The sequence below is a fragment of the Polaromonas sp. YR568 genome (assembly GCF_943372955.1).
Taxonomy (GTDB): Bacteria; Pseudomonadota; Gammaproteobacteria; order Burkholderiales; family Burkholderiaceae_C; genus Polaromonas.
Genome location: NZ_CALSAL010000001.1, coordinates 942036 through 964938, shown reverse-complemented (window position 1 = coordinate 964938; position 22903 = coordinate 942036). Strand labels below are relative to the sequence as shown.

The following is a 22903-nucleotide window of genomic DNA, read 5'->3' as shown; positions in this document are numbered from 1 at the left end:
CCGCAAGGCACGCTTTCTTTGCTTTTTTTATATTCATGGACGCTGTCTTGAGTGGGGCGACGGTTGTACGAACACAAGGCACCAAAAAGCATTTTTTATAGCACGCGAGTAGCCATCGGAAAAGGTAAATCCGACCCCGCCGTGCGCAGTTACCTGGGGTGCGTCTTTTTTTGGCGAAGCTGCGGTGACAAGGGTAAATCCCATGGTGCATTGCTTCAAAACGGTAAAAATATAAGCGTTAACTTATATAAAGCACATGAACAACATCATTCAGAGCAGTGCACAGGTCGAGAGGGGGCGGGTCTTTGAACTGGCCGCCGAGCTTTTCGCTGTGCTGGCAACGCCGATGCGTCTTCGTGTGCTCAGTGCCTTGTGCGAGGGTGAAAAGTCAGTCAACCAGTTGTTGGCTGAAATTGACACGACCCAGCCCAACCTGTCGCAGCACTTGGCCGTCCTTTACCGCACCGGCGTGTTGGCCAAGCGCAAAGAGGGTACGCAGGTGATTTACCGGGTTCAGAGCGAGAAGGCTGTGGCTCTGTGCCGCAGCGTGTGTACCCAGATCGCCATCGAGCTGGACGAGCCCGAGTCGGTGGTGGACGGTGAGCGTCTGTCGCCGCTGCCTGTGCCGTCGTCGCTTTGAAGGGGTGAGTTGATGTTGAACCGGTTCATTCGTCGTGCACCTGAAAACTTCCTGTCGTCTGCCGACGTGTTTGCCTTGCGCGCAGGGCGCCGCGGCTTTCTTGCGGCTGGCGTGGCGGCTGCGGTCACTGCCACCAGCCCCTCGCGCGCGCAGCCTGCGGTCAGTGCCGGTGCGGCAGTGGGTGCGGGTGATCCTGCGATTCTGGAGCATCAACCGCACAGCCAGGGCCTCGGGCAGCCGGTGGCCGCCCGGGGTTATGGCGTGCCCAGCGAGTGGGAGAAAAACCTGCAGCGCCGTGAAAGCCCAGGCCTGACGCGTGTGGGCCAATCGAGCGTGAGCTTCTGCCCGCTGCAAAGCCTGTTCGGGATCATCACGCCGAGTGGCCTGCATTTTGAGCGCCACCACCAGGGCTGGTGGGACATCAATCCGCAGAACCACCGCCTGATGATCAACGGCTCGGATGACACACTGCTCAAGCGGCCCATGGTGTTCGGCATGGACGACCTGATGCGGCTGCCCTCCATCAGTCGCATGCATTTCATCGAGTGCGGCGCCAACACCGGCATGGAGTGGGGCAATGTAGCGGTGCCTACCGTGCAGTACACCCATGGCATGCTCAGCTGCAGCGAGTTCACCGGTGTGCCGCTGCGCACCTTGCTGGACATGTGTGGGGTGGACTGGAAGCGGGGCAAATTCATCCTTGCAGAGGGTGCTGATGGTTCCGGCATGACACGGACCATTCCCATGAGCCTGGTCGCCAATGGTGAAGTGTTTGTGGCTTACGGACAGAACGGCGAGATGCTCAGGCCGGAGAACGGCTATCCGCTGCGTCTGGTCGTGCCTGGGGTGCAGGGCGTCAGCTGGGTGAAGTACCTGCGCCGCATTGAGGTCGGCGACATGCCTTACGGCACCAAGGACGAAACCCTTCACTATGTGGACTTGCTGCCCAGTGGTTTGCATCGGCAGTACACCAGCATCCAGGAGGTCAAAAGTGTGGTGACTTCGCCCAGCGGCGGGCAGGTGCTGCTGCAGAAGGGATTCCACACCATCACCGGTCTGGCGTGGAGCGGCCGTGGCCGCATTCGCCGGGTGGATGTGTCGACCGATGGCGGACGCAACTGGCGCGCGGCACGGCTTGAAGGGCCGGTGCTCTCGAAGTGCCTCACGCGTTTCAACGCCGACTTTGTCTGGGATGGGCAGCCGGCCATTTTCCAGAGTCGCGCAGTTGATGAGACCGGTCATGTGCAACCCACCTACAGCGAACTGCGCAAAGTACGCGCCTCGCGCAGCATCTATCACAACAACTCGATTCAGTCGTGGCTGCTTTCAGCCAACGGAGAGGTCAGCAATGTCCAGGTTTGACGCGTTGCTGCGGCTTCGACCGTGGGTGGTGGTGTGCGGACTGGTGCTGGCTACGCAGGTGATGGCGCAGCAGCCAAGCCCCAAAGGCCAGGCGCTGAACGCTACGGCCCTGCCGGGGATCGGGCGCACAGCCACTCCCCAGGAAATCCGTGCATGGGACATTGATGTGCGGCCAGACTTCAAGGGGCTGCCGAAGGGGCAGGGCTCCGTCAGTCAGGGGGAAGTGGTCTGGGAGTCCAAATGCGCTTCGTGCCATGGCACCTTTGGCGAATCATCCGACGTGTTCACGCCCATCGCGGGTGGTGTGCGTGCCGAAGACCTGAAAACCGGTCGTGTCGACAGCCTGATGCCCGGCTCCAACCAGCCCAGCCGAACCACGGTGATGAAGCTGTCTACGCTGTCCACCTTGTGGGACTACATCAACCGTGCAATGCCGTGGAACGCGCCCAAGACGCTCACCACGGATGAGGTGTATGCCGTGACGGCCTACATCCTGAATCTTGGCAACATCCTGCCTGCTGATTTCACGCTGTCAGACCGCAACATCCGCGATGTGCAGGCCCGCCTGCCCAACCGCAACGGCATGACCACCGCGCACGCCCTCTGGCCCGGCAAGGAACTCGGGGGCAGCACCCGGCCTGACGTGCAGGGTTCTGCCTGCATGCGTGACTGCAAGGCCGAGGTGGTGGTCAAGAGCTTCATGCCGGATTACGCACGCGATTCACACGGCAATCTGGCGGAGCAGTCCCGAACCATCGGACCCACTCGTGGTGCAGACACGACCCGGCCTGGCGCCGGGGCAAGTGTCGCTGCTGCAAGTGGCAGTGGCGGGGAGGGCAAGGCGGTCACTGTGGCAGCCCAAAACGCGCCATCAGCCCCCGATGCCCTGATGCGCAAAGGCGCCTGCCTGGCCTGCCACGGCATGGACAGCCGCGTGGTTGGCCCGTCTTTCAAGGAGGTGGCGGTTCGCTACAAAGACCGGTCCGACGCGGTGAATTACCTCTCCGGCAAAATACGCACTGGTGGCCAAGGCGTGTGGGGTGCGATCCCCATGCCGGCGCAGAGTCTGAGCCCCGCCGAGGCAGATCAACTGGCGGTTTGGTTGATGTCTCGCGAGGCCAAGTGATCAAGTGATCAAGCGATGGGCGGCGACAACAAGAAGCGGAATCGGGTTAGAGCAGGGGTAAAAGATGAAATCAGGGGCGGCCAGTGGGCCGGCGTCAGGACAAACACCCTGACGCGATGGTCTTTTTTTCGGTCCAATCGGTGTCAAGGCGGCTAACAGCGGCAACACCACTATCAGTTATCAAGAATTTTGAAGAAGGAGTTCATCATGGAACGTCGTGATTTTCTGGCCACCGGCTCCAGTGCAACCGCACTGGCCCTGGCAGCCGCCAGTGGCTTGAGCCCGGCACACGCGCAAAGTGCATCCAGCTGGAACAAGGCTGCGTTTGAGAGCAAATCACTGGCCGATGTGGCCAAGGCCATGGGTGGCGTGGGTGCACCCGTCGAAAGCAAGGACCTGGTGCTCCAGGCCCCCGAGATCGCTGAAAACGGCAACGTGGTGCGCGTGGGAGCCCAGAGCAATCTGGCCAACACCGTGCAGATCGCTCTGGTTGTCGAGAAGAATCCGAATGCGCTGGCTGCGCTCTTCGACATTCCCGCTGGTACCGATGCAAGTGTGGCAACCAATGTGAAGATGGGTCAGTCGTCCAATGTGTACGCCCTTGCCAAGGTGGGCGACAAGATGTTCTACGCCGTCAAGGAAGTCAAGGTCACGCTGGGCGGATGCGGCGGTTGAGTCTGCTGAAGCCACGCGCCGCGTGCGCCTTCGGGGTATTCCATTCACAGCAGGGCACCGCTCAGTCCGTGTCCGATCAAGTGCAAGTCAGGAGATAAAAAATGTCAGATCCAATGAGAATCCGGGCCCAGGTTCAGGGCGACAAGACCACCGTTCGTGTGCTGGTCAGCCACGACATGGAAAGCGGCCAGCGCCGCGATGCAGCCGGCAAAATCGTGCCCGCCTGGTTCATCCAGGACATCAGCGCCACCTGGAACGGAAAAGTGGTCATGCACGCGCAGTGGGGCGCAGCGGTGTCCAAGAACCCCTTCGTCCAGTTCAGCTTCAAAGGCGGAAAAGCCGGTGACAAGGTCGCCGTGAGCTGGGTGGACAACCGGGGCGACAAGCGCACCGATGAGGCCGCCATCGCCTGATCACGCGAGTGCCGGGCCATGGGCGGCGGCGTCAGGTCCGGCATGGCAGACAATGCATCCAATAACTATCAGGAGACATCCATGAAATGGAGCCTTTTCGGCATGGTGGCCTTGGCCGCCCTGCCTGTTTCAGTCATGGCACAGAAAAGCACGGCGGAGGGAATCGCCGAGTACCGTGCGATGCTGGCCGATGGCAACCCTGCAGAGCTGTACGAGGCCAAAGGCGAGGGCTTGTGGAAGCAGGCACGCGGCCCGAAGAACGCATCCCTTGAAAAATGTGATCTTGGCAAGGGTCCTGGCGTGGTCAAGGGCGCTTTTGTCGAGATGCCGCGCTTTTTTGCCGATACCCAGCGGGTGCAGGACCTCGAATCCCGGCTGCTGACCTGCATGGAGCAGCTGCAGGGTTTCAACGCCGAGGAAATCGCCAAAACCGGTTTTGGCCGGGGCGAGCAGCGGAACATTGAGTCGCTGGTGGCCTATGTTTCCGCCGAATCGCGCGGCATGAGCTTCAATCTGCCGCAGTCGCACGCCAAGGAAAAGCTGATGTACGAAGTCGGCAAAAAGGTGTTTTACCTGCGTGGCGGCCCGTACGACTTTTCCTGTGCCTCCTGCCATGGCGAAGACAACAAGCGCGTTCGCCTGCAGGACCTGCCCAATCTGACCAAGCAACCCGGCGCGAGCGTCGGATTTGGTTCCTGGCCTGCCTACCGCGTCTCCAGTGGTGACCTCTGGAGCATGCAGCGGCGCTTGAACGACTGCTACCGTCAGCAGCGGTTCCCGTTCCCTGGCTACGCATCTGACGCCACCATCGCGCTGGGCGTGTTCATGGGCGTCAACAGCAAGGGTGGCGCCTCCACAGCACCGGCCCTGAAGCGCTGATTACGGCCCTATTCCGGCACACAGGATTGAACATCATGAATAAAAAAATCAAACATGCAGGTGCGTTGACGGCGGGCATTGCTCTGACGGCGCTTCTGGCAAGCTGTGCAGTCGGCCCGACGCCGGCTGAGGTCGATGCCGCTACCGCGCAGGTGATCAAAAGCTCGTTTCGCGAGCAAGGCATCGCCAAAATGGATCGCCTGAATCTGGACGCGTCCAACCAGGCGTGCTCTGACTCAGAGGGCCGTCCGCTCGACGACAAGCTGGCCAAGGCGATCGAAGAAGCGAACTTGAAGACAGTCAAGCTGCCTGCCGATGGCAAGTATCTGGGCAACTGGGCCGAAGGTGAGAAAATTGCCCAGAATGGTCGTGGCCTGACATGGAGTGACCGGCCCGGCGAGGCCAATGGCGGCAGCTGCTACAACTGCCACCAGATCAGCAAGGCCGAGCTGTCTTACGGCTCCATCGGTCCAAGCCTCTACAACTACGGCAAACTGCGCGGCGTGGCCGACCCGGCGTCCGAGGCGAGCAAGCCCATCGTCGAGTACACCTGGGGCAAGCTGTGGAATGCCAAGGCCTACAACGCCTGCTCCGGCATGCCGCGGTTTGGCCACGGCGGCATTTTGAGCGAGCAGCAGATCCGCGACGTGATGGCCTTGCTGCTCGACCCGAAGTCGCCAGTCAACAACTGATCGTTGATCAACCTGGGTCGGGACCCCGAAACGGGGTACCCGACTACCGAATCCGGGGCCACCAAGGGCTGGCCCGTTTCCTGAACTTTTTGATGCTCGCTGGGACCGGTTGATACGGTTCGTCGGGCAGGGGTGACAACGTCATGAATCTTTCCCGTCGCGAGTTCACCAGCGTGTTGGCCGCTGCCATGGCCGCTGGCTTTCCTTTGGGTCGTGAGGCCACAGCCGCTCAGGCTGCCGCGCTGTATGACGTGCGCCCGACAGGCAATGTGCATTTTCTGCACATGACGGATTGCCACGCACAGCTGCTGCCCATCTACTTCCGGGAGCCGTCGGTCAATCTCGGCGTCGGCAGCATGCGGGGGCAGTGGCCGCATCTGGTGGGGGAGCAGTTGTTGAAAGCGGCCCGCCTCAAGGCAGGTAGCGCACAGGCCCACGCCTTCACCTATCTCGACTTCGAGCGGTCGGCACGCCAGTACGGCAAGGTGGGAGGCTTTGCCCACCTGGCGACCCTGGTCAAGCGGCTCAAGGCCAGCCGGCCGGGCGCCTTGCTGCTGGATGGCGGTGACACCTGGCAAGGCAGCGGCACGGCGCTGTGGACCGAGGGGCAGGACATGGTCGATGCGGCCAAGCTGCTCGGCGTGAACGTAATGACCGGGCACTGGGACTTTACCTACGGCGAAGCGCGCATCAAGAAAATCGTCGAGCAGGATTTTGCGGGCAAGGTGGATTTCGTCGCGCAGAACGTCAAGACCAGCGACTTCGGTGATCCTGTCTTCAAACCCTATGTGATCAAGGAAATGAACGGTGTGCCGGTGGCCATCGTCGGGCAGGCCTTCCCCTACACGCCAATCGCCAACCCGGCGTGGCTGACACCCAACTGGACCTTTGGCATCCGCGAGAGCGAAATGCAGGAGACCGTGAACGAGGCGCGCGCCAAAGGTGCCCAGGCGGTGGTGCTGCTCAGCCACAACGGCATGGATGTGGACCTGAAGATGGCCTCCCGCGTGACAGGCATTGACGTCATTCTGGGCGGCCACACCCACGATGGCGTACCGGTCCCGATCACCGTGAAGAACCGAGGCGGCCAGACGGTGGTGACCAATGCCGGCAGCAACGGCAAATTTCTCGGCGTGCTGGACTTGAGTGTGAGAAATGGCAAGGTGACGGATATCCAGTACCGCCTGCTCCCGATTTTTGCCAATTTGCTGCCCGCTGACCCGGAGATGGCAGCCCAGATTGCCCGCGGCCGTGCGCCCTATGAGGCCCGGTTGTCTGAAAAACTCGCGACCACCGAGGGCACGCTCTACCGGCGTGGCAACTTCAACGGGACGTTCGACCAGGTGGTTCTGGACGCCCTGATGGCGGTGCGCGGCGCTGAAATTGCCTTTTCGCCCGGTTTTCGCTGGGGGACTTCGCTGCTGCCCGGGCAGAGCATCACCCGCGAGCATCTGATGGACCAGACCGCCATCACCTACCCGTGGACCACGCTCACCGACATGCGCGGCGAAACTATCAAGACCATCCTGGAAGACGTCGGCGACAACCTCTTCAACCCCGATCCGTATTACCAGCAGGGCGGTGACATGGTGCGCGTGGGTGGGCTGAGCTACACCTGCGAGCCTGGGGCAAAGATGGGCGAGCGCATCCAGAACATGCGCCTGAACGGTCGTTTGATCGAAGCCGACAAGACCTACAAGGTGGCCGGCTGGGCGCCAGTGGCGGAGGCCAGCAAAAACGCCGGCCCGCCGGTATGGGAGGTGGTGGAGATCTACCTCAAGGCCCAAAAGACCCTTTCGGCCATCAAACCCAACCAGCCTGCGCTGGTCGGGATGGCTGGTAATCCGGGTGTCGCGGCGGCGTCCTGATCGCTTGAGCGTTCGATGGCCTTCTGCGCCAACCGTAGAGTCGATCTCTGCGCTGATTTCTGAGCCAACACCGCTCCTTGTTCATGCCTTATTCGTTTGAGGCATAACCATGTCTTGGGCGTGTCATGGTTCAGTGGCACAATCACAGCTGTTTCTGAAGGCCCTTCCTGCCACAGTCGCATCCGCTAATCGGTCCAGCCGTGTTGCGGAAGGTTAATCAACCGGCCATGACCCAGAATGATCTGGCGTGATGGCTAGCTAATGTTTCCCCAAGGGAAACGGAGGTCAGCGAGTATGAGTTCCATTCCGCAGACGCCTGCATCTGCAGCGCCGTCCGTCTATTCTGCCTATCAAGGCAACACCTACCTCTTCGGCGGCAACGCGCCCTACGTCGAGGAGATGTACGAAAACTACCTGGCCAACCCTGGCAGCGTGCCCGACACCTGGCGCGAGTATTTCGACGCGCTCCAGCATGTCCCGGCCGTGGACGGCACCAACGCCAAAGACGTTCCGCATCTGCCCGTTGTCAACGCCTTTGCAGAATTGGCCAAGCAGGGCCAGACCCGCGTGGTCGTCGCCAGTGGCGCCGATTCGGAAATGGGCCGCAAGCGCACCGCCGTCCAGCAGCTGATTGCCGCTTATCGCAACGTCGGCGCCCGCTGGGCCGACCTCGATCCGCTCAAGCGTGCCGAGCGCGACAAGATTCCTGAGCTGGAGCCCTCCTTTTACGGCTTCACCGATGCCGATCAGGAAACCGTGTTCAACACCAGTAACACCTTCTTCGGCAAGGAGAGCATGAGCCTGCGCGAGCTCATCAACGCCCTGCGCGAAACCTACTGCGGTACCATCGGCGCCGAGTACATGTACGCGACCGACCAGAACCAGAAGCGCTGGTGGCAGCAAAAGCTCGAATCGATTCGCAGCAAACCCAATTTCACCAAGGAAAAGAAGCTTCACATCCTGGATCGCCTGACGGCCGCAGAAGGCCTGGAGCGATTCCTTCACACCAAATATGTGGGCCAGAAGCGCTTCTCGCTGGAAGGTGGCGAGAGCTTCATCGCCAGCATGGACGAGCTGATCCAGCAGGGCGGTATCAAGGGCCTGCAGGAAATCGTGATCGGCATGGCCCACCGTGGCCGCCTGAACGTGCTCGTCAATTCCCTGGGCAAAGTGCCAGCAGACCTGTTCGCGGAGTTTGAACACACCGCACCGGAAGACCTGCCAAGCGGTGACGTCAAGTACCACCAGGGTTTCAGCTCGGACGTCACCACGCCTGGCGGCCCGGTTCACCTCACGCTTGCGTTCAACCCATCCCACCTGGAGATCGTCAACCCGGTAGTCGAAGGCTCGGTGCGCGCCCGCATGGATCGCCGCGCTGATCCCCAGGGCATGCAGGTGCTGCCCGTGCTGGTACACGGCGACGCCGCGTTTGCAGGGCAGGGCGTTGTCATGGAAACGCTGGCATTGGCCGAAACCCGTGGCTATTACACGGGTGGCACGGTGCACATCGTGATCAACAACCAGATCGGTTTCACCACCAGCGACCCGCGCGACAGCCGCTCGACGCTGTACTGCTCCGACGTTGTCAAGATGATTGAGGCGCCCGTGCTTCACGTCAACGGCGACGATCCGGAAGCCGTGGTGCTCGCCACCCAGCTGGCGCTCGAGTTCCGCATGGAATTCCACAAGGACGTGGTGGTCGACATCATCTGTTTCCGCAAGCTGGGCCACAACGAGCAGGACACGCCCGCACTCACCCAGCCGCTGATGTACAAGAAAATTGCCCAGCACCCTGGCACCCGCAAGCTGTACGCCGACAAACTGGCCGCACAGGGTTTCGGCGAGACGCTGGGTGACGACATGGTCAAGGCCACGCGCGCAGCGCTTGACGCAGGCAAGAGCACCTTCGACCCCGTGCTGACCAATTTCAAGAGCAAGTACGCCGTGGATTGGGCGCCTTACCTCGGCAAAAAATGGACGGACGCAGGCGATACCGCCATTCCTACAGCTGAATGGAAGCGCCTCGCAGAAAAGATCAGCACCATCCCGAACACCGTGACCCCGCACCAGCTGGTCAAGAAGGTGTATGACGACCGCGCAGCCATGGGTCGTGGCGACATTCCGGTGGACTGGGGCATGGGCGAGCACATGGCGTTTGCCTCGCTGGTGGCCAGTGGCTACCCGGTGCGTCTGTCGGGTGAGGATTGCGGACGCGGTACCTTCACGCACCGCCACGCCGTGATTCACGACCAGAACCGCGAAAAGTTCGATACCGGTACCTATGTGCCTCTGCAGAATGTGGCCGACAACCAGGCTCCGTTTGTCGTCATCGACTCCATCCTGTCTGAAGAGGCTGTGCTGGCTTTCGAATACGGCTATGCATCGAACGACCCCAACACCCTGGTCATCTGGGAAGCGCAGTTCGGCGACTTTGCCAACGGCGCCCAGGTGGTGATTGACCAGTTCATCGCCTCCGGTGAAGTGAAGTGGGGCCGCGTCAATGGCATCACGCTGATGCTGCCGCACGGCTACGAAGGCCAGGGCCCGGAGCACAGCTCGGCACGTCTCGAGCGCTTCATGCAGCTGAGCGCCGACACCAACATGCAGGTGGTTCAGCCGACGACGGCCAGCCAGATCTTCCACGTGCTGCGTCGCCAGATGGTGCGCAACCTGCGCAAGCCGCTGGTCATCATGACGCCCAAGTCGCTGCTGCGGAACAAGGACGCCACGTCGCCCCTGTCCGAGTTCACCAAGGGCAGTTTCCAGACGGTTATCGGCGAGAACAAGGAAGAAATCCTCAAGAAGGCCGACAAGGTCAAGCGCGTGGTGGTGTGCTCCGGCAAGGTGTACTACGACCTGGTGAAAAAGCGCGAGGAAAAAGGACACGATGACGTGGCCATCCTGCGCGTGGAGCAGCTCTATCCGTTCCCGCACAAGGCGTTCGCAACCGAGCTCAAGAAGTACCCCAACGCCACCGACATCGTCTGGTGCCAGGACGAGCCGCAGAACCAGGGCGCCTGGTTCTTCGTGCAGCACTACATCCACGAGAACATGCTCGAAGGACAGAAGCTGGGCTACTCCGGCCGCGCGGCTTCCGCGTCGCCTGCGGTGGGCTATTCCCACCTCCACCAGGAGCAGCAAAAGGCGCTGGTGGATGGCGCGTTTGGCAAGCTCAAGGGTTTTGTGCTGACCAAATAAGGTCGCCTCCACCTGTACCTGTCCAGAACATCAGAACATTTCCGAAAGAATCAAATGGCTATCGTAGAAGTCAAAGTCCCCCAGTTGTCCGAGTCCGTGGCGGAAGCCACCATGCTGCAGTGGAAGAAAAAAGTCGGTGAGGCAATCGCCATCGACGAAATCCTGATTGAAATCGAAACCGACAAGGTGGTGCTGGAAGTCCCCGCGCCGTCCGCCGGCGTTCTGACCGAACTGGTTGTGGCCGATGGTGGCACCGTGGTGTCGGATCAGGTCATTGCCCGCATCGATACCGAAGGCCGTGCCGGTGCTGCAGCGCCTCAAGCGGCTGCCGCTCCTGCCGCAGCAAGCGCTGCGGTGGCTGCGCCAGCGGCTCCCGCTGCTGGTGCGGCAGCCTCCATGGCTGGTGTCGCCATGCCGGCCGCAGCCAAGCTGATGGCTGACAACGGCATGGCGGCTGGTTCGGTTCCGGGCACTGGCCGAGATGGCCGCGTGACCAAGGGTGATGTTCTGGGCGCAGCCAGCAAAGTCGTTGCCCCGTCTGTCATCCCCACTGGCGCGCCTGTCACCGCCTTGCCGCAAGTGGCAGCGCCGTCCAAGGCCAACGACCTGGGCGACCGGCCAGAGCAGCGCGTGCCGATGAGCCGTCTGCGCGCCCGCATTGCCGAGCGCCTGCTGCAATCGCAATCGACCAATGCCATCCTGACCACGTTCAACGAAGTGAACATGGCGCCCGTGATGGACATGCGCAAGAAGTTCCAGGATGCATTCACCAAGGAGCACGGTGTCAAGATTGGCTTCATGAGCTTCTTCGTGAAGGCGGCTGTTCATGCGCTGAAGAAGTTCCCGGTGCTCAACGCCTCGGTCGATGGCAACGACATCGTCTACCACGGCTACTTTGACATCGGCATCGCGGTGGGCTCGCCACGCGGCCTGGTGGTGCCCATCCTGCGCAACGCTGACCAGATGAGCTTTGCTGATATTGAAAAGAAGATTGCCGAGTTCGGCAAGAAGGCGCAAGACGGCAAACTGGGCATTGAAGACATGACTGGCGGTACCTTCTCCATCTCCAATGGTGGCACCTTCGGCTCCATGCTGTCCACGCCCATCATCAACCCGCCGCAGAGCGCCATCCTGGGCGTGCATGCGACCAAGGACCGCGCGGTGGTCGAGAACGGCCAGATCGTGATCCGCCCGATGAACTACCTCGCCATGAGCTACGACCACCGCATCATTGACGGCCGCGAAGCTGTTCTGGGCCTGGTGGCGATGAAGGAAGCGCTGGAAGATCCATCGCGTCTGCTGTTTGACATCTGAGGAGCATCTTCATGAGCAAACAATTTGACGTGATCGTCATCGGCGGCGGTCCCGGTGGCTACATTGCCGCCATCCGCGCCGCACAGTTGGGCTTCAATGTGGCCTGTATTGACGAGTGGAAGAACGCCAAAGGCGGCCCCGCGCTGGGCGGCACCTGCACCAACGTGGGCTGCATTCCGTCCAAGGCCCTGCTGCAGTCGTCCGAGCATTACGAGCATGCTGGCCATCACTTTGCAGACCACGGCATTGACGTGAAGGGCCTCAGTCTGGATGTGGGCCGGATGATTGCGCGCAAAGACACGGTTGTGAAGCAGAACAACGACGGCATCGTCTACCTGTTCAAGAAAAACAAGGTCACTTTCTTCCACGGCCGCGGTTCTTTCGCAGCAGCCAAGGATGGCCTGTACGACATCAAGGTCGCGCCAGCTGCAACGGGTGCAGCCGAAGAAACCATCACCGGCAAGCACATCGTGGTGGCCACTGGCTCCAACGCGCGCAGCCTGCCCGGTGCGCCGTTTGACGAGGAAAACATCTTATCGAACGACGGCGCCTTGCGCATGGCAGCGGTTCCCAAAAAGCTGGGTCTCATCGGCTCCGGCGTGATTGGCCTTGAGATGGGCTCGGTCTGGCGCCGCCTCGGTGCCGAAGTCACAGTGCTGGAAGGTCTGCCGACCTTCCTCGGGGCGGTGGACCAGCAGATCGCCAAGGAGGCGCACAAGGCTTTCACCAAGCAGGGCCTGAAGATCGAACTGGGCGTGAAGGTCGGTGAAGTCAAGTCCGGCAAGAAAGGCGTCTCGGTGGCCTACACCGATGCCAAGGGCGAGGCGCAGACGCTGGAGGTGGACAAGCTGATCATCTCCATCGGCCGCGTGGCCAACACCGTTGGTCTGGCGCCTGAGGCGGTGGGCCTCAAGCTGGACGAACGCGGCGCCATCGTCGTCGACGGGGAATGCAAGACCAACCTGCCCAACGTCTGGGCGGTGGGCGATGTGGTGCGCGGCCCCATGCTGGCACACAAGGCAGAGGAAGAGGGCGTTGCCGTGGCCGAGCGCATTGCCGGCCAGCACGGGCATGTCAACTTCAACACCATCCCGTGGGTCATCTACACCAGCCCGGAAATTGCCTGGGTGGGTCAGACCGAAGAGCAGCTCAAGGCGGCAGGCCGCGCCTACAAGTCGGGCACCTTCCCGTTCATGGCCAATGGCCGTGCCCGTGCCCTCGGCGACACGACTGGCATGGTGAAAATGCTGGCGGACGCGGCAACCGACGAGATCCTCGGCGTGCACATCGTCGGCCCCATGGCCAGCGAGCTGATTGCCGAGTGCGTGGTGGCGATGGAGTTCCGCGCCAGCAGCGAGGACATCGCCCGTATCTGCCATGCGCATCCGTCGCTCAGCGAAGCGACCAAGGAAGCCGCGCTGGCGGTGGACAAGCGCACGCTGAACTTCTGATCCGTCCAGGTAAAGCATCGGTGACACAGCCGGTCCGGTCAGCTTACAACGCGGAGCTCGCTGCGCGGGGTTACAAAAGTGACCCCGCCCAGTTGCGGGCAATTGACGCGCTTGAGCGCTGTGCAACAGAATGGGCCAATTACAAGGAGCAGCGCTCCAACGCTTTCAAGAAGCTTATCAACCGCCCCGACATTCCGCGTGGCGTGTACATGCACGGCGGGGTAGGGCGCGGCAAGAGCTTCCTGATGGACTGCTTCTTCGGAGCCGTTCCGCTGAACCGGAAGGTGCGGTTGCATTTTCACGAGTTCATGCGGGAGGTGCACCGCGAACTGCAGGATTTGCAGGGTACGGCCAACCCGCTCGATGAACTCGGGCGGCGCATGGCCAAGCGCTACCGCCTGATCTGCTTTGACGAGTTTCACGTGGCGGACATTACCGACGCGATGATTCTTTATCGCTTGCTGTCGGCGCTGTTTGACAACGGAGTCGGCTTTGTCACCACCTCGAACTTCCGGCCGGATGACCTTTATCCGAACGGCATGCACCGTGACCGTATTCTGCCGGCCATCGAATTGTTAAAAGACAACCTGGAAGTCATCAGTGTGGACAACGGCACCGACTACCGCCGCCGCACGCTCGAGAATGCCCGGCTGTATCACACCCCTCTGGGGCCGCAGGCGGATGCCGAGATGACCGCCACCTTCAACGCCCTGGCCGAGACGCAGGACGAGAATCCTGTGTTGCAGATCGAGGCCCGGAAGATCTGGGCCCGTCGCAAGGCCGGTGGCGTGGTGTGGTTTGATTTCAAGTCTCTCTGCGGCGGCCCCCGTTCCCAGAACGACTACCTGGAAATTGCCACGCAGTTCCATACCGTCCTTCTGAGCGATGTGCCCCACATGCCGGTGCGCATGGCATCGGAGGCGCGGCGCTTTACATGGCTGATAGACGTGCTTTACGACCGTCGTGTCAAATTGATCCTGTCGGCAGAGGTGCCGCCTGAGGCGTTGTACACCGAAGGCCCTCTGGTGCATGAGTTTCCGCGCACAGTCTCGCGGCTCAATGAAATGCAGTCGACGGCCTTTTTGGGACTGGAAAGACGGAGCGTGGATACCGCGTTGACATGAACAAATCGCTTTGGATGAGTCTGCTGGTGTGCGTTTCGCCGTGGTTGATGGCGCAGACGCCTGCGCCTGCCGTCGCAGTTACGCCTGCCGTGCCAGCCTTCTCGATTGATGCAGAGCGCAGCCGTATCGCTGCAGACCGCGCCCGGCTGGAGGCTGGTTTTCTCGCAGAAGATGCGGCTTGTTACAAGCGTTTTGCGGTCAACAACTGTCTGGCTGAGGTCAATGTGCGCCGGCGCGAGGCGATGGCGGATTTGCGGCGTCAGGACATTGAACTCAACGATCTGGACAGACGCGCCCGGGCTGCCGAGCAGTTGCGCAAAACCGAAGAAAAATCGTCACCCCAGGCGCTTCGGGATGCCGAAGAGCGTCGTGCCAAAGCGGTGCAAGAATACCAGGAGCGCATCGAGCGCGAAAAGAAAAAAATCGAAGAGCGTGCGCTGACCCAGTCAGACGCCAAGGCCCGGAGCGATGCGGCGGCAGGCAAACTCAGCGCCAGTGAGCAGAAGGCCCGCGACCGCGCAGACAAGCAGGCCGCTGCCGCCGAAGAAGCAAAGAAATTCAATGAACGCCAGAAGGAAGCCGAAGAACGCCGCGCACGGCACGAGGAAGAACAGCGCAAGCGGGTCAAGCCGCCCGCCAAGTCCCTGCCTCTGCCTTCCTGAGGCAGGGCCTAGCCGGTTCACGACAGGCTTACTTTTTGGCGTCGCCCAGAGGCTCCAGTTTGACAATCACCAGTGACAGGTTGTCGCCGCCGCCCCGCGCACGTGAGCGTGCTTTCTGGATCAGGAACTCGGTGGCCTCGCGCGGCGACAGCATCGCAAGAGCTGAACCCATTTCGCTGGCGCTGAAGTAGTGCCACACGCCATCGCTGCACGCCAGCAGCACGTCATCGGGCTTGAGCTGGGGGATGAAGTGGTGTGAGACGGGTGGAACTTCTTCGGTACCGAGGCAGCCCATCAGGATGTTGGACTGCGGGTGCACATTGGCTTCTTCTTCCGTGATCTCACCCTTGTCGACGAGCGTCTGCACGTAGGAGTGGTCCACCGTGCGGTGAATCAGCTTGCTGCCGTGGTAGTGGTAGATGCGTGAGTCACCGGTGTGCACCCAGTGGCAGTCGCCACCCGGGTTGATCAGGAAGGCGGCCAGCGTGCTGTGCGGTTCCTGCTCTGCCGAAATGGCGGTGAGCTTGATGACGATGTGCGCCTCTTCGACGATCTGCTTGAGCATGGTTGGCGCATCGTCACTGTCGGGTGAGTAGCGCTCAAACAGCTGCTTGGCCGTCATCATGACCTGGTCGGAAGCCTTGCGACCGCCACTGCGACCACCCATGCCATCGGCCACGATGCCCAGCATGCAGCCCGGCACGCGCGCATGGCTGAACAGGTTGACCTGATCCTGCTGGTAGTCCCGGTCACCCTTGTGGATGCCGGTGGATGCGGTGATTCGGTAGCCTTTGGACATTGTCAGATCTTTCAAGCCCACAGGCTCGATTTATGGTCGCAACACACGTATTATCAGGCGAAGCGCTGCGAACCCGGAATCTACTTTGGACTTAAATTTACACTCGCCGGAGCGGCAGCTGATAGAGCTCAAGATCGAACATGCGGACCTCGATGCGCTGGTCGACATGGCCGCCCACGCGCTTCCCATCGATGAGCTCCTGCTGCGACGCCTCAAAAAGCGGCGCCTGCAATTGCGAGACCAGATCGCCCAGCTGGAGCAACAGCTGGACCCGCGCGAGCCTGCCTGATGCCCCTTGCCAGCGACGTCGAAGCCGCATTCGCCCCCGAGGGTGTCCTGTCCCGCGCAGACGAACACTTCGTGCCACGCCAGGGGCAGGTCGACATGGCGCTGGCCGTCGCTGCAGCCATTGATGACGCCCATCCACTGGTGGTCGAGGCCAGCACCGGTGTGGGAAAAACCTACGCTTATCTGGTCCCGGCCCTGCTCAGTGGCGAGCGCGTGCTGCTGTCTACCGCCACCAAGGCGTTGCAGGACCAGCTGTTCGGGCGTGACCTTCCCCGGCTGGTGGAGATTCTGGGGCTGCCCACCCGCACGGCTTTGCTCAAAGGGCGTGCCAGCTACCTGTGCCTGCACCGGATGACACTGGCGCGCCACGAGGCGCAGGTTTCCGATGCCACATCGTTGCGTGCGCTGGGCCGTATCGAGCAATGGTCGCAGGCGACGCGAACCGGCGATCTGGCCGAGCTGCCCGGGCTGGATGAACGCTCCCCGCTGATTCCACTCGTCACCTCCACCCGGGACAACTGCCTGGGGTCTACCTGTCCGCAATTCCGGTCCTGCCATGTCAATCTGGCGCGGCGCGAGGCCATGGCGGCCGATGTGGTGGTGATCAACCACCATCTCTTCTTTGCCGATCTTTCCGTGCGCGAGTCCGGTGTGGCTGAGTTGCTGCCCTCGGTGCGCATCGCGATTTTCGACGAGGCGCATCAGCTCAACGAGACTGGCATCCAGTTTCTGGGTACCCAGCTCAGCACCGGGCAGCTGCTGGACTTTTGCCGCGACACACTGGCCGCCGGACTGCAACTGGCGCGGGGCCTGGTCGACTGGCAGGCTGTGGTGGGTGCGGTGGAGCAAGCGGCGCGTCATTTGCGCCTGTGCGCCGGTCGGCAGTACCCGGGGACCAAATTGCGATGGACAGGGGCTGCGCCGGAAGGGCTGGACGACACCGAGTGGTCACAGGCGCTGGAGGCCGTGCATGCGGCCTGCCTGAAGCTTTGTGCAGCGCTGGACACGGTCAGCGAGATGGCCCCGGACTTTGTGCGTCTTCACGAGCGTGGCATGGTGCTGGCTGAGCGTTCGGCAGGCTTTTTAGGAGCCGCTGAACCCGGGGCGGTGCGGTGGGCGGATGTCGGTGTGCAGCTGCGGCTGGTCGAGTCGCCCATGGATATTTCCAAAACCGTGAAGTCCAAAATGCTCGGCGCTTCTGCAGAGGGTGAGAGCGGCAAATCATGGGTTTTCACCTCGGCCACGCTGGGCGATGACGAGCGCCTCACCTGGTTCACGGGGCCTTGCGGTCTCGAAGACGCGGCCGTGTTGCGGGTCGGAAGCCCTTTTGATTACGACAGGCAGGCCTGCCTGTATGTGCCGATCGATTTGCCCAAACCGGCCGATCCGTCGCATGCGCTGCGGGTGGCGGAGTCTGCTGCACGGTGGGCCCGCCAGTTGGGGGGGCGCACCATGATCCTCACCACGACCTTGCGTTCGTTGAGGACGATCGGCGACTCACTCAAAGCCGCGTTGGACGATGGCGGCGAGCTGCAGGTGCTGGTGCAGGGTGACATGCCCAAGCGTGCGCTGATCGAGCGCTTCAGGTCTGGCAGCGACAACGGCGAAAAGGGCTGCGTGCTGGTGGCGTCCGCGTCGTTCTGGGAGGGCATTGATGTGCCGGGTGAGGCGCTGCAGATGGTCATCATCGACAAGCTGCCGTTTCCACCGCCCAACGATCCGCTGGCCGAGGCACGCGCCCGGCTGCTGGAAAGTCAGGGGCGCAGCGCGTTTTCGGATTATTTTCTGCCTGAGGCGGCAGTCGCGTTGAAGCAGGGTGCCGGGCGACTGATCCGCCGGGAAACCGACAGCGGCATTCTGGTGGTCTGCGACAGTCGCTTGGCGACCATGGGCTATGGCAAGCGGCTGATCAAGGCACTGCCGGCCATGCGACGCCTGACGTCCGAAGAGGAACTTCAGGCGCAGATTGATGCGCTCACCAGAACTTGTACCAAGGGTTGTTCTGTGACTTGAAACCCTTGGTCATGTACTCGCTCTGCGGATAGGTTTTCTCGATGATGCGGCGGGTGTCGTCGCGCAGTTCGGTCATGCCTAATGCGTCGTAGGATTTGTACAGGATGTAGGTGGCTTCTTCGATTGCCGGCACATCCCGGTAATCGGCAATCGCGCTCTGCGCGCGATTGATGGCGGCCACATAGGCGCCACGCGTGTAGTAGTAGCGGGCCACATGAACTTCAGACTGTGCCAGCGAGTTCACGATGTAGGACATCCGCAGACGCGCATCAGTGGAGTACTTGGAGTCGGGGAAGCGGGCCACGAGCTCGCGGAAGGACTCGAAAGATTCCTTGGCGGCCTTCTGGTCACGCTCGGACAGGTCCTGCTGCGAGATGAAGGAGAAAATGCCCAGGTTGTCGTTGAAGTTGACCACGCCCTTGAGGAAAAGCGCATAGTCGAGCGCCGGGCTGGCCGGGTGCAGGCGGATAAAGCGGTCCAGCGTGGCGATGGCCTGGGCCTGCTCGCCGCCCTTGTACTGGGCATAGGCTTTTTCGAGCTGGGCCTGCTGCGCCAGCGGTGTGCCGGCTGCACGCCCTTCGAGTTTTTCGTAAAGGGGAATGGCCTTGTCGTAGGCGCCGGAGTTGGCCTCGTCCTTGGCTTCAGCGTAAATCTTGTTGGGGCTCCACGTGGCGGTCTTGTCGACGGCAGGGGTGCTGGAACAGCCAGCGAGCGTGAGCGCTATTGCGCTGAGAGCAGCCATCAGTGGCAGGGCAGGCGGAACAACCGATAATTTGCGGGAAAACATGGCGATTGACCTCATTGATGACTGACTCTGGATCGAGCGGCCCGATTATATCGGGCGTGAGGGGCGACTTTGCCATGCCGGCGGACGCCCATGACGACCCGGAAGGGGTCGAACTCGTCGATCAGGTCGAGCACCGCGACGTCGTTGTTCCGTCGGCGCAGCACGGTGCCCGGCTCGATCTGGCGCTGGCGACGCTCGTGCCGGAATTTTCCCGCAGCTACCTGCAGCAGCTGATCGCGGCAGGCGTGGTTCAGCTGGCTGGGCGGGTGCAGGCCAAGAGCTCGGCGAAGGTCAAGGCGGGCGATGCCTTGCAGATCGAGCTGCGGCCCACGCCGCAGAGCCAGGCGTTCAAGCCCGAGCCGATGGCGCTCGATGTGGTGTACGAGGACGACAGCTTGCTGGTCATCAACAAGCCTGCGGGTCTGGTGGTGCATCCGGCGCCCGGCAACTGGAGTGGCACGCTGCTCAACGGCTTGCTGGCCCGCGATGCCCAGGCAGCCTGCCTGCCGCGCGCCGGTATCGTCCACCGGCTGGACAAGGACACCAGCGGCCTGATGGTGGTGGCGAAGCAGCGCGTGGTGATGGACCGGCTGGTCGAAATGATTGCTGCGCGGACGGTGCACCGGGAATACGTGGCAATCGCCCACGGGGCGTGGGTTGGCGCTCCGGTACGACAGGTGGAGGCCCCCATAGGCCGTGATCCGCGCAATCGCCTGCGCATGGCGGTGGTCGATATGGACCGGCATTCCGGCAAGAGCGCCTCGACCCGAATCTCGTTGATGGTCAACGCTGCCAGGCACTGCCTCGTCGCGTGCAGACTGCAGACGGGCCGTACGCACCAGATACGCGTGCACATGGTGCACATCGGGCACCCGTTGGTGTCGGATGCGCTGTACGGGGGCGAAGCGGCTGGCGGCTTGACGCGGCAGGCGCTGCATGCCTGCCGACTGGCTTTTGAACACCCGGTGAGTGGTCAGGCGGTCGACCTTCGCGTGCCGCCGCCAGATGACTTTCAGAGCGCGGCCGCGGCGTTGGGGCTCGGATACAATTGGGCCAGCAGCCACCTGTGAGTCACGGCGTGGTGCTCTGGGCGATTGCACGCGCAACCACGATTGGCGCCATCAAGTGCCCCCCGGCTCCTCCCGGGTTTCCCCGACCTTTTTCGGAACGACAACCATGAATACGACGGATGCAAAGCGCGTCCTCGAAACGGCATTGATTTGCGCACAGCAGCCGTTGCCGCTGCGCGAAATGGGAGTGCTGTTCAACGGGGCGCTGACTGCCGATACCCTCAAGCTGCTGCTCGAAGACCTGCAGAGCGACTGGGCTGGCCGCGGCGTGGAACTGGTGCATGTGGCCAGCGGCTGGCGCTTTCAGAGCCGCCCGCAGATGCGCGAATACCTGGACAGGTTGCATCCGGAAAAACCACCGCGCTACAGCCGGGCGACGCTGGAAACGCTGGCCATCATTGCCTACCGCCAGCCTGTCACCCGCGGCGACATGGAAGACATCCGGGGTGTCACGATCAACAGCCTGCTGCTCAAACAGTTGGAAGACCGCGGCTGGGTCGAGGTCATCGGCCACCGGGAAACGGTGGGCCGGCCGGCACTGTACGCCACCACGCGGCAGTTTCTCGATGACCTGGGCGTGGAGTCTCTGGATCAGCTTCCCGCCATGGACGGCTCAGCCGGTCAACTGGCGATGCTTGAGCAGATCGAGTTTGGACTGCCAGACACCGCCCAACAGACGGAAGAAGCCGTGCAGACGGAAGACGGTGTGGTGAGCGCTGAGGGGAGTGCCGAGGCCAATTCGGCGGGTATCGGAGCGACCTTGTCCGACGGACATTTGGCAGACGGGTTGGAGGTGGCGGTCGACACCCTCAGCGGCAATGACCCTTTGGTCGGCGAGGCCGACACCCGACAGACGAACGAGTGAGAAGCACCGTATGAACGAACAAGAACAAGATAACGCTGGCAACGACGAGTCGCCGGTTCCCTTGGTGCGCTCCGCGCCATCAGCGACACCGGTTGAGTCTGCGGTCGATGCGGCCTCGCTGCAAAGTTCACCTGACGCAGATGCAGAGGCGCTGGCCGCTGCCGCACCGCCTGCGAGCGCGCAAGGCCACAACCGTCGGCAGGGCAAGCCGGTGATGGCGCAGATCCGTTTCGAGGATGTGGTCACCGGCCAGTTCGATGCAGACGAGGAAGATGTTGCATTGGAGCTGCCCAAACGGGTTTTGTCCGCCCAGCCGGAAACACCCAAGCTGCACAAGGTGCTGGCCCAGGCCGGGCTGGGCTCCCGGCTTGAGATGGAGCAACTGATTCTGGAAGGTCGTATTTCCGTGAACGGCGAGCCGGCCCACATCGGCCAGCGCATCCAGTTCGGCGACACAGTCAAGGTCAATGGCAAGCCGATCCGGGTCCGGATTGACCCACCGCCGCCGCGCGTGATTGCGTACCACAAGCCGGCAGGTGAGGTGGTCACGCATGACGACCCGCAGAACCGGCCCACGGTGTTCCGCCGTCTGCCCAAGCTGTTTCAGGGCAAGTGGCAATCTGTCGGCCGGTTGGACCTGAACACCGAAGGCCTGTTGTTGCTGACCAGCTCCGGTGAGCTCGCCAACCGGCTGATGCACCCGCGGTTCGGCTTGGAGCGCGAATACGCAGTCCGTGTGCTGGGCGCACTGACCAACGACGAGAAAGAGCGTCTGCTTCATGGCGTCACTCTCGATGACGGACAGGCCCAGTTCAGCTCCATCGAGGCCGGTGGAGGTGAAGGCGCCAACTGCTGGTACCGGGTCACCATCTCCGAGGGCCGCAACCGTGAGGTACGGCGCATGTTCGAAGCGGTCGGGCATGCGGTCAGTCGGTTGATCCGGATCCGCTACGGCGCGATGGTGTTGCCGCGCGGCCTCAAGCGCGGTGCATTCGTCGAGTTGGACGACCGCGACATCGCGGCCTTGACCAGTGCCGTGAATCGCTCGGAGTCACGCGCCAGAGACGTCGCCGTCAGCGACGCTGCGGGTGGTGAGTCCACTGAGCGGCGAGGTCCCCGTGGCCCGCGCCGCGACCGGAGTCGCCCCAATCGGGGTGGTGGTGCGCCGGTGCGCGATGTGACGGTCAGTGAACCTTCGGCTGATGGCGAAGGCGAGGTGGATCCTTACGAATTGCAACCGCCGATGGGGCAGCCGGCTGGCGCTCCACGTGGCAAGAACCAGAACCGCCGGGGCGGCAAGGGGCCGCGCCCTCAGGGCAACCGGCAACGGCCTGCGCCAGACGCATCGGGTGGCCAGGGCCAGCAGCGCCAGCGCCCCAACCGCGGTGAACCCGGCCGCAGCGACAAAGGCCCCGGCAACGCTCAGCCTGATCCGATGAAAACCTCATTTGGTTACATCGGCGCAGACACCTTCACCCGCCAACGGCAGGGTCAAGGCCAGGGGCAGCGTCGCACCGGCGGCTCAGGTTTTGGCGGCGGCAACAACGCTGGCAACGGGGGCCCACGCCGGGGTGGGGGTAACCGGGGTGGCGGCGGGGGCAGAAGCGGCGGCGGCGGTGGTGGACGGGGCGGCTCGCGCTAAACGACCAATTGCGACCGATTCCGACCGATTGGGGC

The 22903-nt window shown here is 62.3% G+C and carries 20 protein-coding genes; 18 read left to right on the top strand and 2 right to left on the bottom strand.

The features are described from left to right. Positions 1 to 256: 256 nt before the first annotated feature. The 13 genes from AAG793_RS04590 to AAG793_RS04530 all read left to right on the top strand — a co-directional run bounded on the left by AAG793_RS04590 (position 257) and on the right by AAG793_RS04530 (position 15404). Positions 257 to 640, top strand: coding sequence for a metalloregulator ArsR/SmtB family transcription factor (locus AAG793_RS04590; protein ID WP_341904646.1), 384 nt, complete (start codon positions 257 to 259; stop codon positions 638 to 640). A gap of 12 nt (positions 641 to 652) precedes the next feature. Beyond that, a complete protein-coding gene (gene soxC, locus AAG793_RS04585; RefSeq protein ID WP_341904644.1) occupies positions 653 to 2002 on the top strand; it encodes a sulfite dehydrogenase in 1350 nt (449 codons plus the stop codon). After that, positions 1989 to 3128, top strand: a complete 1140-nt coding sequence (locus AAG793_RS04580) for a c-type cytochrome (protein WP_341904640.1) — start codon at positions 1989 to 1991, stop codon at positions 3126 to 3128. Before soxC ends, AAG793_RS04580 begins: the two co-directional genes overlap by 14 nt. A 207-nt stretch (positions 3129 to 3335) precedes the next feature. Next, complete coding sequence (gene soxY / locus AAG793_RS04575; protein ID WP_341904638.1) at positions 3336 to 3803, top strand: thiosulfate oxidation carrier protein SoxY; 468 nt, start codon at positions 3336 to 3338, stop codon at positions 3801 to 3803. A gap of 101 nt (positions 3804 to 3904) precedes the next feature. Beyond that, positions 3905 to 4216, top strand: coding sequence for a thiosulfate oxidation carrier complex protein SoxZ (soxZ, locus tag AAG793_RS04570; RefSeq protein ID WP_341904635.1), 312 nt, complete (start codon positions 3905 to 3907; stop codon positions 4214 to 4216). A gap of 81 nt (positions 4217 to 4297) precedes the next feature. Then, complete coding sequence (soxA, locus tag AAG793_RS04565; protein WP_341904633.1) at positions 4298 to 5095, top strand: sulfur oxidation c-type cytochrome SoxA; 798 nt, start codon at positions 4298 to 4300, stop codon at positions 5093 to 5095. A gap of 35 nt (positions 5096 to 5130) precedes the next feature. Further along, positions 5131 to 5787 (top strand): sulfur oxidation c-type cytochrome SoxX, encoded by a 657-nt coding sequence (soxX, locus tag AAG793_RS04560; RefSeq protein ID WP_341904632.1) that lies wholly within the window; start codon positions 5131 to 5133, stop codon positions 5785 to 5787. 143 nt (positions 5788 to 5930) lie between these two features. Further along, the gene (soxB, locus tag AAG793_RS04555; protein WP_341904630.1) at positions 5931 to 7655 is read left to right on the top strand and encodes a thiosulfohydrolase SoxB; all 1725 of its coding nucleotides are present in this window, start codon (positions 5931 to 5933) and stop codon (positions 7653 to 7655) included. Between the two features lie 294 nt (positions 7656 to 7949). Then, positions 7950 to 10853, top strand: coding sequence for a 2-oxoglutarate dehydrogenase E1 component (locus tag AAG793_RS04550; RefSeq protein ID WP_341904627.1), 2904 nt, complete (start codon positions 7950 to 7952; stop codon positions 10851 to 10853). A gap of 54 nt (positions 10854 to 10907) precedes the next feature. Continuing rightward, positions 10908 to 12167 carry a 2-oxoglutarate dehydrogenase complex dihydrolipoyllysine-residue succinyltransferase gene (odhB, locus tag AAG793_RS04545; protein ID WP_341904625.1) on the top strand — a complete coding sequence of 420 codons (1260 nt, stop codon included), beginning with the start codon at positions 10908 to 10910 and terminating at the stop codon, positions 12165 to 12167. Between the two features lie 11 nt (positions 12168 to 12178). Continuing rightward, complete coding sequence (gene lpdA, locus AAG793_RS04540) at positions 12179 to 13618, top strand: dihydrolipoyl dehydrogenase (protein ID WP_341904622.1); 1440 nt, start codon at positions 12179 to 12181, stop codon at positions 13616 to 13618. Between the two features lie 20 nt (positions 13619 to 13638). Then, positions 13639 to 14742, top strand: coding sequence for a cell division protein ZapE (zapE, locus tag AAG793_RS04535; RefSeq protein ID WP_341904619.1), 1104 nt, complete (start codon positions 13639 to 13641; stop codon positions 14740 to 14742). Continuing rightward, positions 14739 to 15404 carry a hypothetical protein gene (locus AAG793_RS04530; RefSeq protein WP_341904616.1) on the top strand — a complete coding sequence of 222 codons (666 nt, stop codon included), beginning with the start codon at positions 14739 to 14741 and terminating at the stop codon, positions 15402 to 15404. Before zapE ends, AAG793_RS04530 begins: the two co-directional genes overlap by 4 nt. 28 nt (positions 15405 to 15432) lie before the next feature. Here the strand turns inward: AAG793_RS04530 and AAG793_RS04525 are convergent, their stop codons facing one another. Then, positions 15433 to 16203 carry a protein phosphatase 2C domain-containing protein gene (locus AAG793_RS04525; RefSeq protein ID WP_341904613.1) on the bottom strand — a complete coding sequence of 257 codons (771 nt, stop codon included), beginning with the start codon at positions 16201 to 16203 and terminating at the stop codon, positions 15433 to 15435. Between the two features lie 85 nt (positions 16204 to 16288). On the opposite strand from AAG793_RS04525, the gene AAG793_RS04520 reads away from it, so the two are divergent. Next, positions 16289 to 16492: a DUF465 domain-containing protein gene (locus AAG793_RS04520; RefSeq protein WP_341904611.1), complete on the top strand. Its 204-nt coding sequence runs from the start codon at positions 16289 to 16291 to the stop codon at positions 16490 to 16492. After that, positions 16492 to 18504 carry an ATP-dependent DNA helicase gene (locus tag AAG793_RS04515; RefSeq protein ID WP_341904609.1) on the top strand — a complete coding sequence of 671 codons (2013 nt, stop codon included), beginning with the start codon at positions 16492 to 16494 and terminating at the stop codon, positions 18502 to 18504. The genes AAG793_RS04520 and AAG793_RS04515 overlap by 1 nt, the downstream gene beginning before the upstream one ends. Here AAG793_RS04515 and AAG793_RS04510 read toward each other — a convergent pair. Beyond that, entirely contained in the window at positions 18467 to 19291 is an 825-nt protein-coding gene (locus AAG793_RS04510; RefSeq protein ID WP_341904606.1) for an outer membrane protein assembly factor BamD, read from the bottom strand. The two genes, AAG793_RS04515 and AAG793_RS04510, sit on opposite strands and share 38 nt — an antisense overlap. A gap of 17 nt (positions 19292 to 19308) precedes the next feature. On the opposite strand from AAG793_RS04510, the gene AAG793_RS04505 reads away from it, so the two are divergent. From AAG793_RS04505 to AAG793_RS04495, 3 genes are all read left to right on the top strand, one after another. Next, complete coding sequence (locus AAG793_RS04505) at positions 19309 to 20361, top strand: RluA family pseudouridine synthase (RefSeq protein WP_341904603.1); 1053 nt, start codon at positions 19309 to 19311, stop codon at positions 20359 to 20361. A 106-nt stretch (positions 20362 to 20467) separates the two neighbouring features. Beyond that, positions 20468 to 21226, top strand: a complete 759-nt coding sequence (scpB, locus tag AAG793_RS04500) for an SMC-Scp complex subunit ScpB (RefSeq protein ID WP_341904601.1) — start codon at positions 20468 to 20470, stop codon at positions 21224 to 21226. A gap of 10 nt (positions 21227 to 21236) precedes the next feature. Beyond that, positions 21237 to 22868 (top strand): pseudouridine synthase, encoded by a 1632-nt coding sequence (locus AAG793_RS04495; RefSeq protein ID WP_341904598.1) that lies wholly within the window; start codon positions 21237 to 21239, stop codon positions 22866 to 22868. Positions 22869 to 22903: the final 35 nt, after the last annotated feature.

What these genes read in the sequence shown, in the direction of transcription:
- AAG793_RS04590 (WP_341904646.1), top strand. Translation starts at nt 257, where the DNA reads ATGAACAACATCATTCAGAGCAGTGCACAGGTCGAGAGGGGGCGGGTC.
- soxC (WP_341904644.1), top strand. Translation starts at nt 653, where the DNA reads ATGTTGAACCGGTTCATTCGTCGTGCACCTGAAAACTTCCTGTCGTCT.
- AAG793_RS04580 (WP_341904640.1), top strand. Translation starts at nt 1,989, where the DNA reads ATGTCCAGGTTTGACGCGTTGCTGCGGCTTCGACCGTGGGTGGTGGTG.
- soxY (WP_341904638.1), top strand. Translation starts at nt 3,336, where the DNA reads ATGGAACGTCGTGATTTTCTGGCCACCGGCTCCAGTGCAACCGCACTG.
- soxZ (WP_341904635.1), top strand. Translation starts at nt 3,905, where the DNA reads ATGTCAGATCCAATGAGAATCCGGGCCCAGGTTCAGGGCGACAAGACC.
- soxA (WP_341904633.1), top strand. Translation starts at nt 4,298, where the DNA reads ATGAAATGGAGCCTTTTCGGCATGGTGGCCTTGGCCGCCCTGCCTGTT.
- soxX (WP_341904632.1), top strand. Translation starts at nt 5,131, where the DNA reads ATGAATAAAAAAATCAAACATGCAGGTGCGTTGACGGCGGGCATTGCT.
- soxB (WP_341904630.1), top strand. Translation starts at nt 5,931, where the DNA reads ATGAATCTTTCCCGTCGCGAGTTCACCAGCGTGTTGGCCGCTGCCATG.
- AAG793_RS04550 (WP_341904627.1), top strand. Translation starts at nt 7,950, where the DNA reads ATGAGTTCCATTCCGCAGACGCCTGCATCTGCAGCGCCGTCCGTCTAT.
- odhB (WP_341904625.1), top strand. Translation starts at nt 10,908, where the DNA reads ATGGCTATCGTAGAAGTCAAAGTCCCCCAGTTGTCCGAGTCCGTGGCG.
- lpdA (WP_341904622.1), top strand. Translation starts at nt 12,179, where the DNA reads ATGAGCAAACAATTTGACGTGATCGTCATCGGCGGCGGTCCCGGTGGC.
- AAG793_RS04530 (WP_341904616.1), top strand. Translation starts at nt 14,739, where the DNA reads ATGAACAAATCGCTTTGGATGAGTCTGCTGGTGTGCGTTTCGCCGTGG.
- AAG793_RS04525 (WP_341904613.1), bottom strand. Translation starts at nt 16,203, where the DNA reads ATGTCCAAAGGCTACCGAATCACCGCATCCACCGGCATCCACAAGGGT.
- AAG793_RS04515 (WP_341904609.1), top strand. Translation starts at nt 16,492, where the DNA reads ATGCCCCTTGCCAGCGACGTCGAAGCCGCATTCGCCCCCGAGGGTGTC.
- AAG793_RS04510 (WP_341904606.1), bottom strand. Translation starts at nt 19,291, where the DNA reads ATGTTTTCCCGCAAATTATCGGTTGTTCCGCCTGCCCTGCCACTGATG.
- AAG793_RS04505 (WP_341904603.1), top strand. Translation starts at nt 19,309, where the DNA reads ATGACTGACTCTGGATCGAGCGGCCCGATTATATCGGGCGTGAGGGGC.
- scpB (WP_341904601.1), top strand. Translation starts at nt 20,468, where the DNA reads ATGAATACGACGGATGCAAAGCGCGTCCTCGAAACGGCATTGATTTGC.
- AAG793_RS04495 (WP_341904598.1), top strand. Translation starts at nt 21,237, where the DNA reads ATGAACGAACAAGAACAAGATAACGCTGGCAACGACGAGTCGCCGGTT.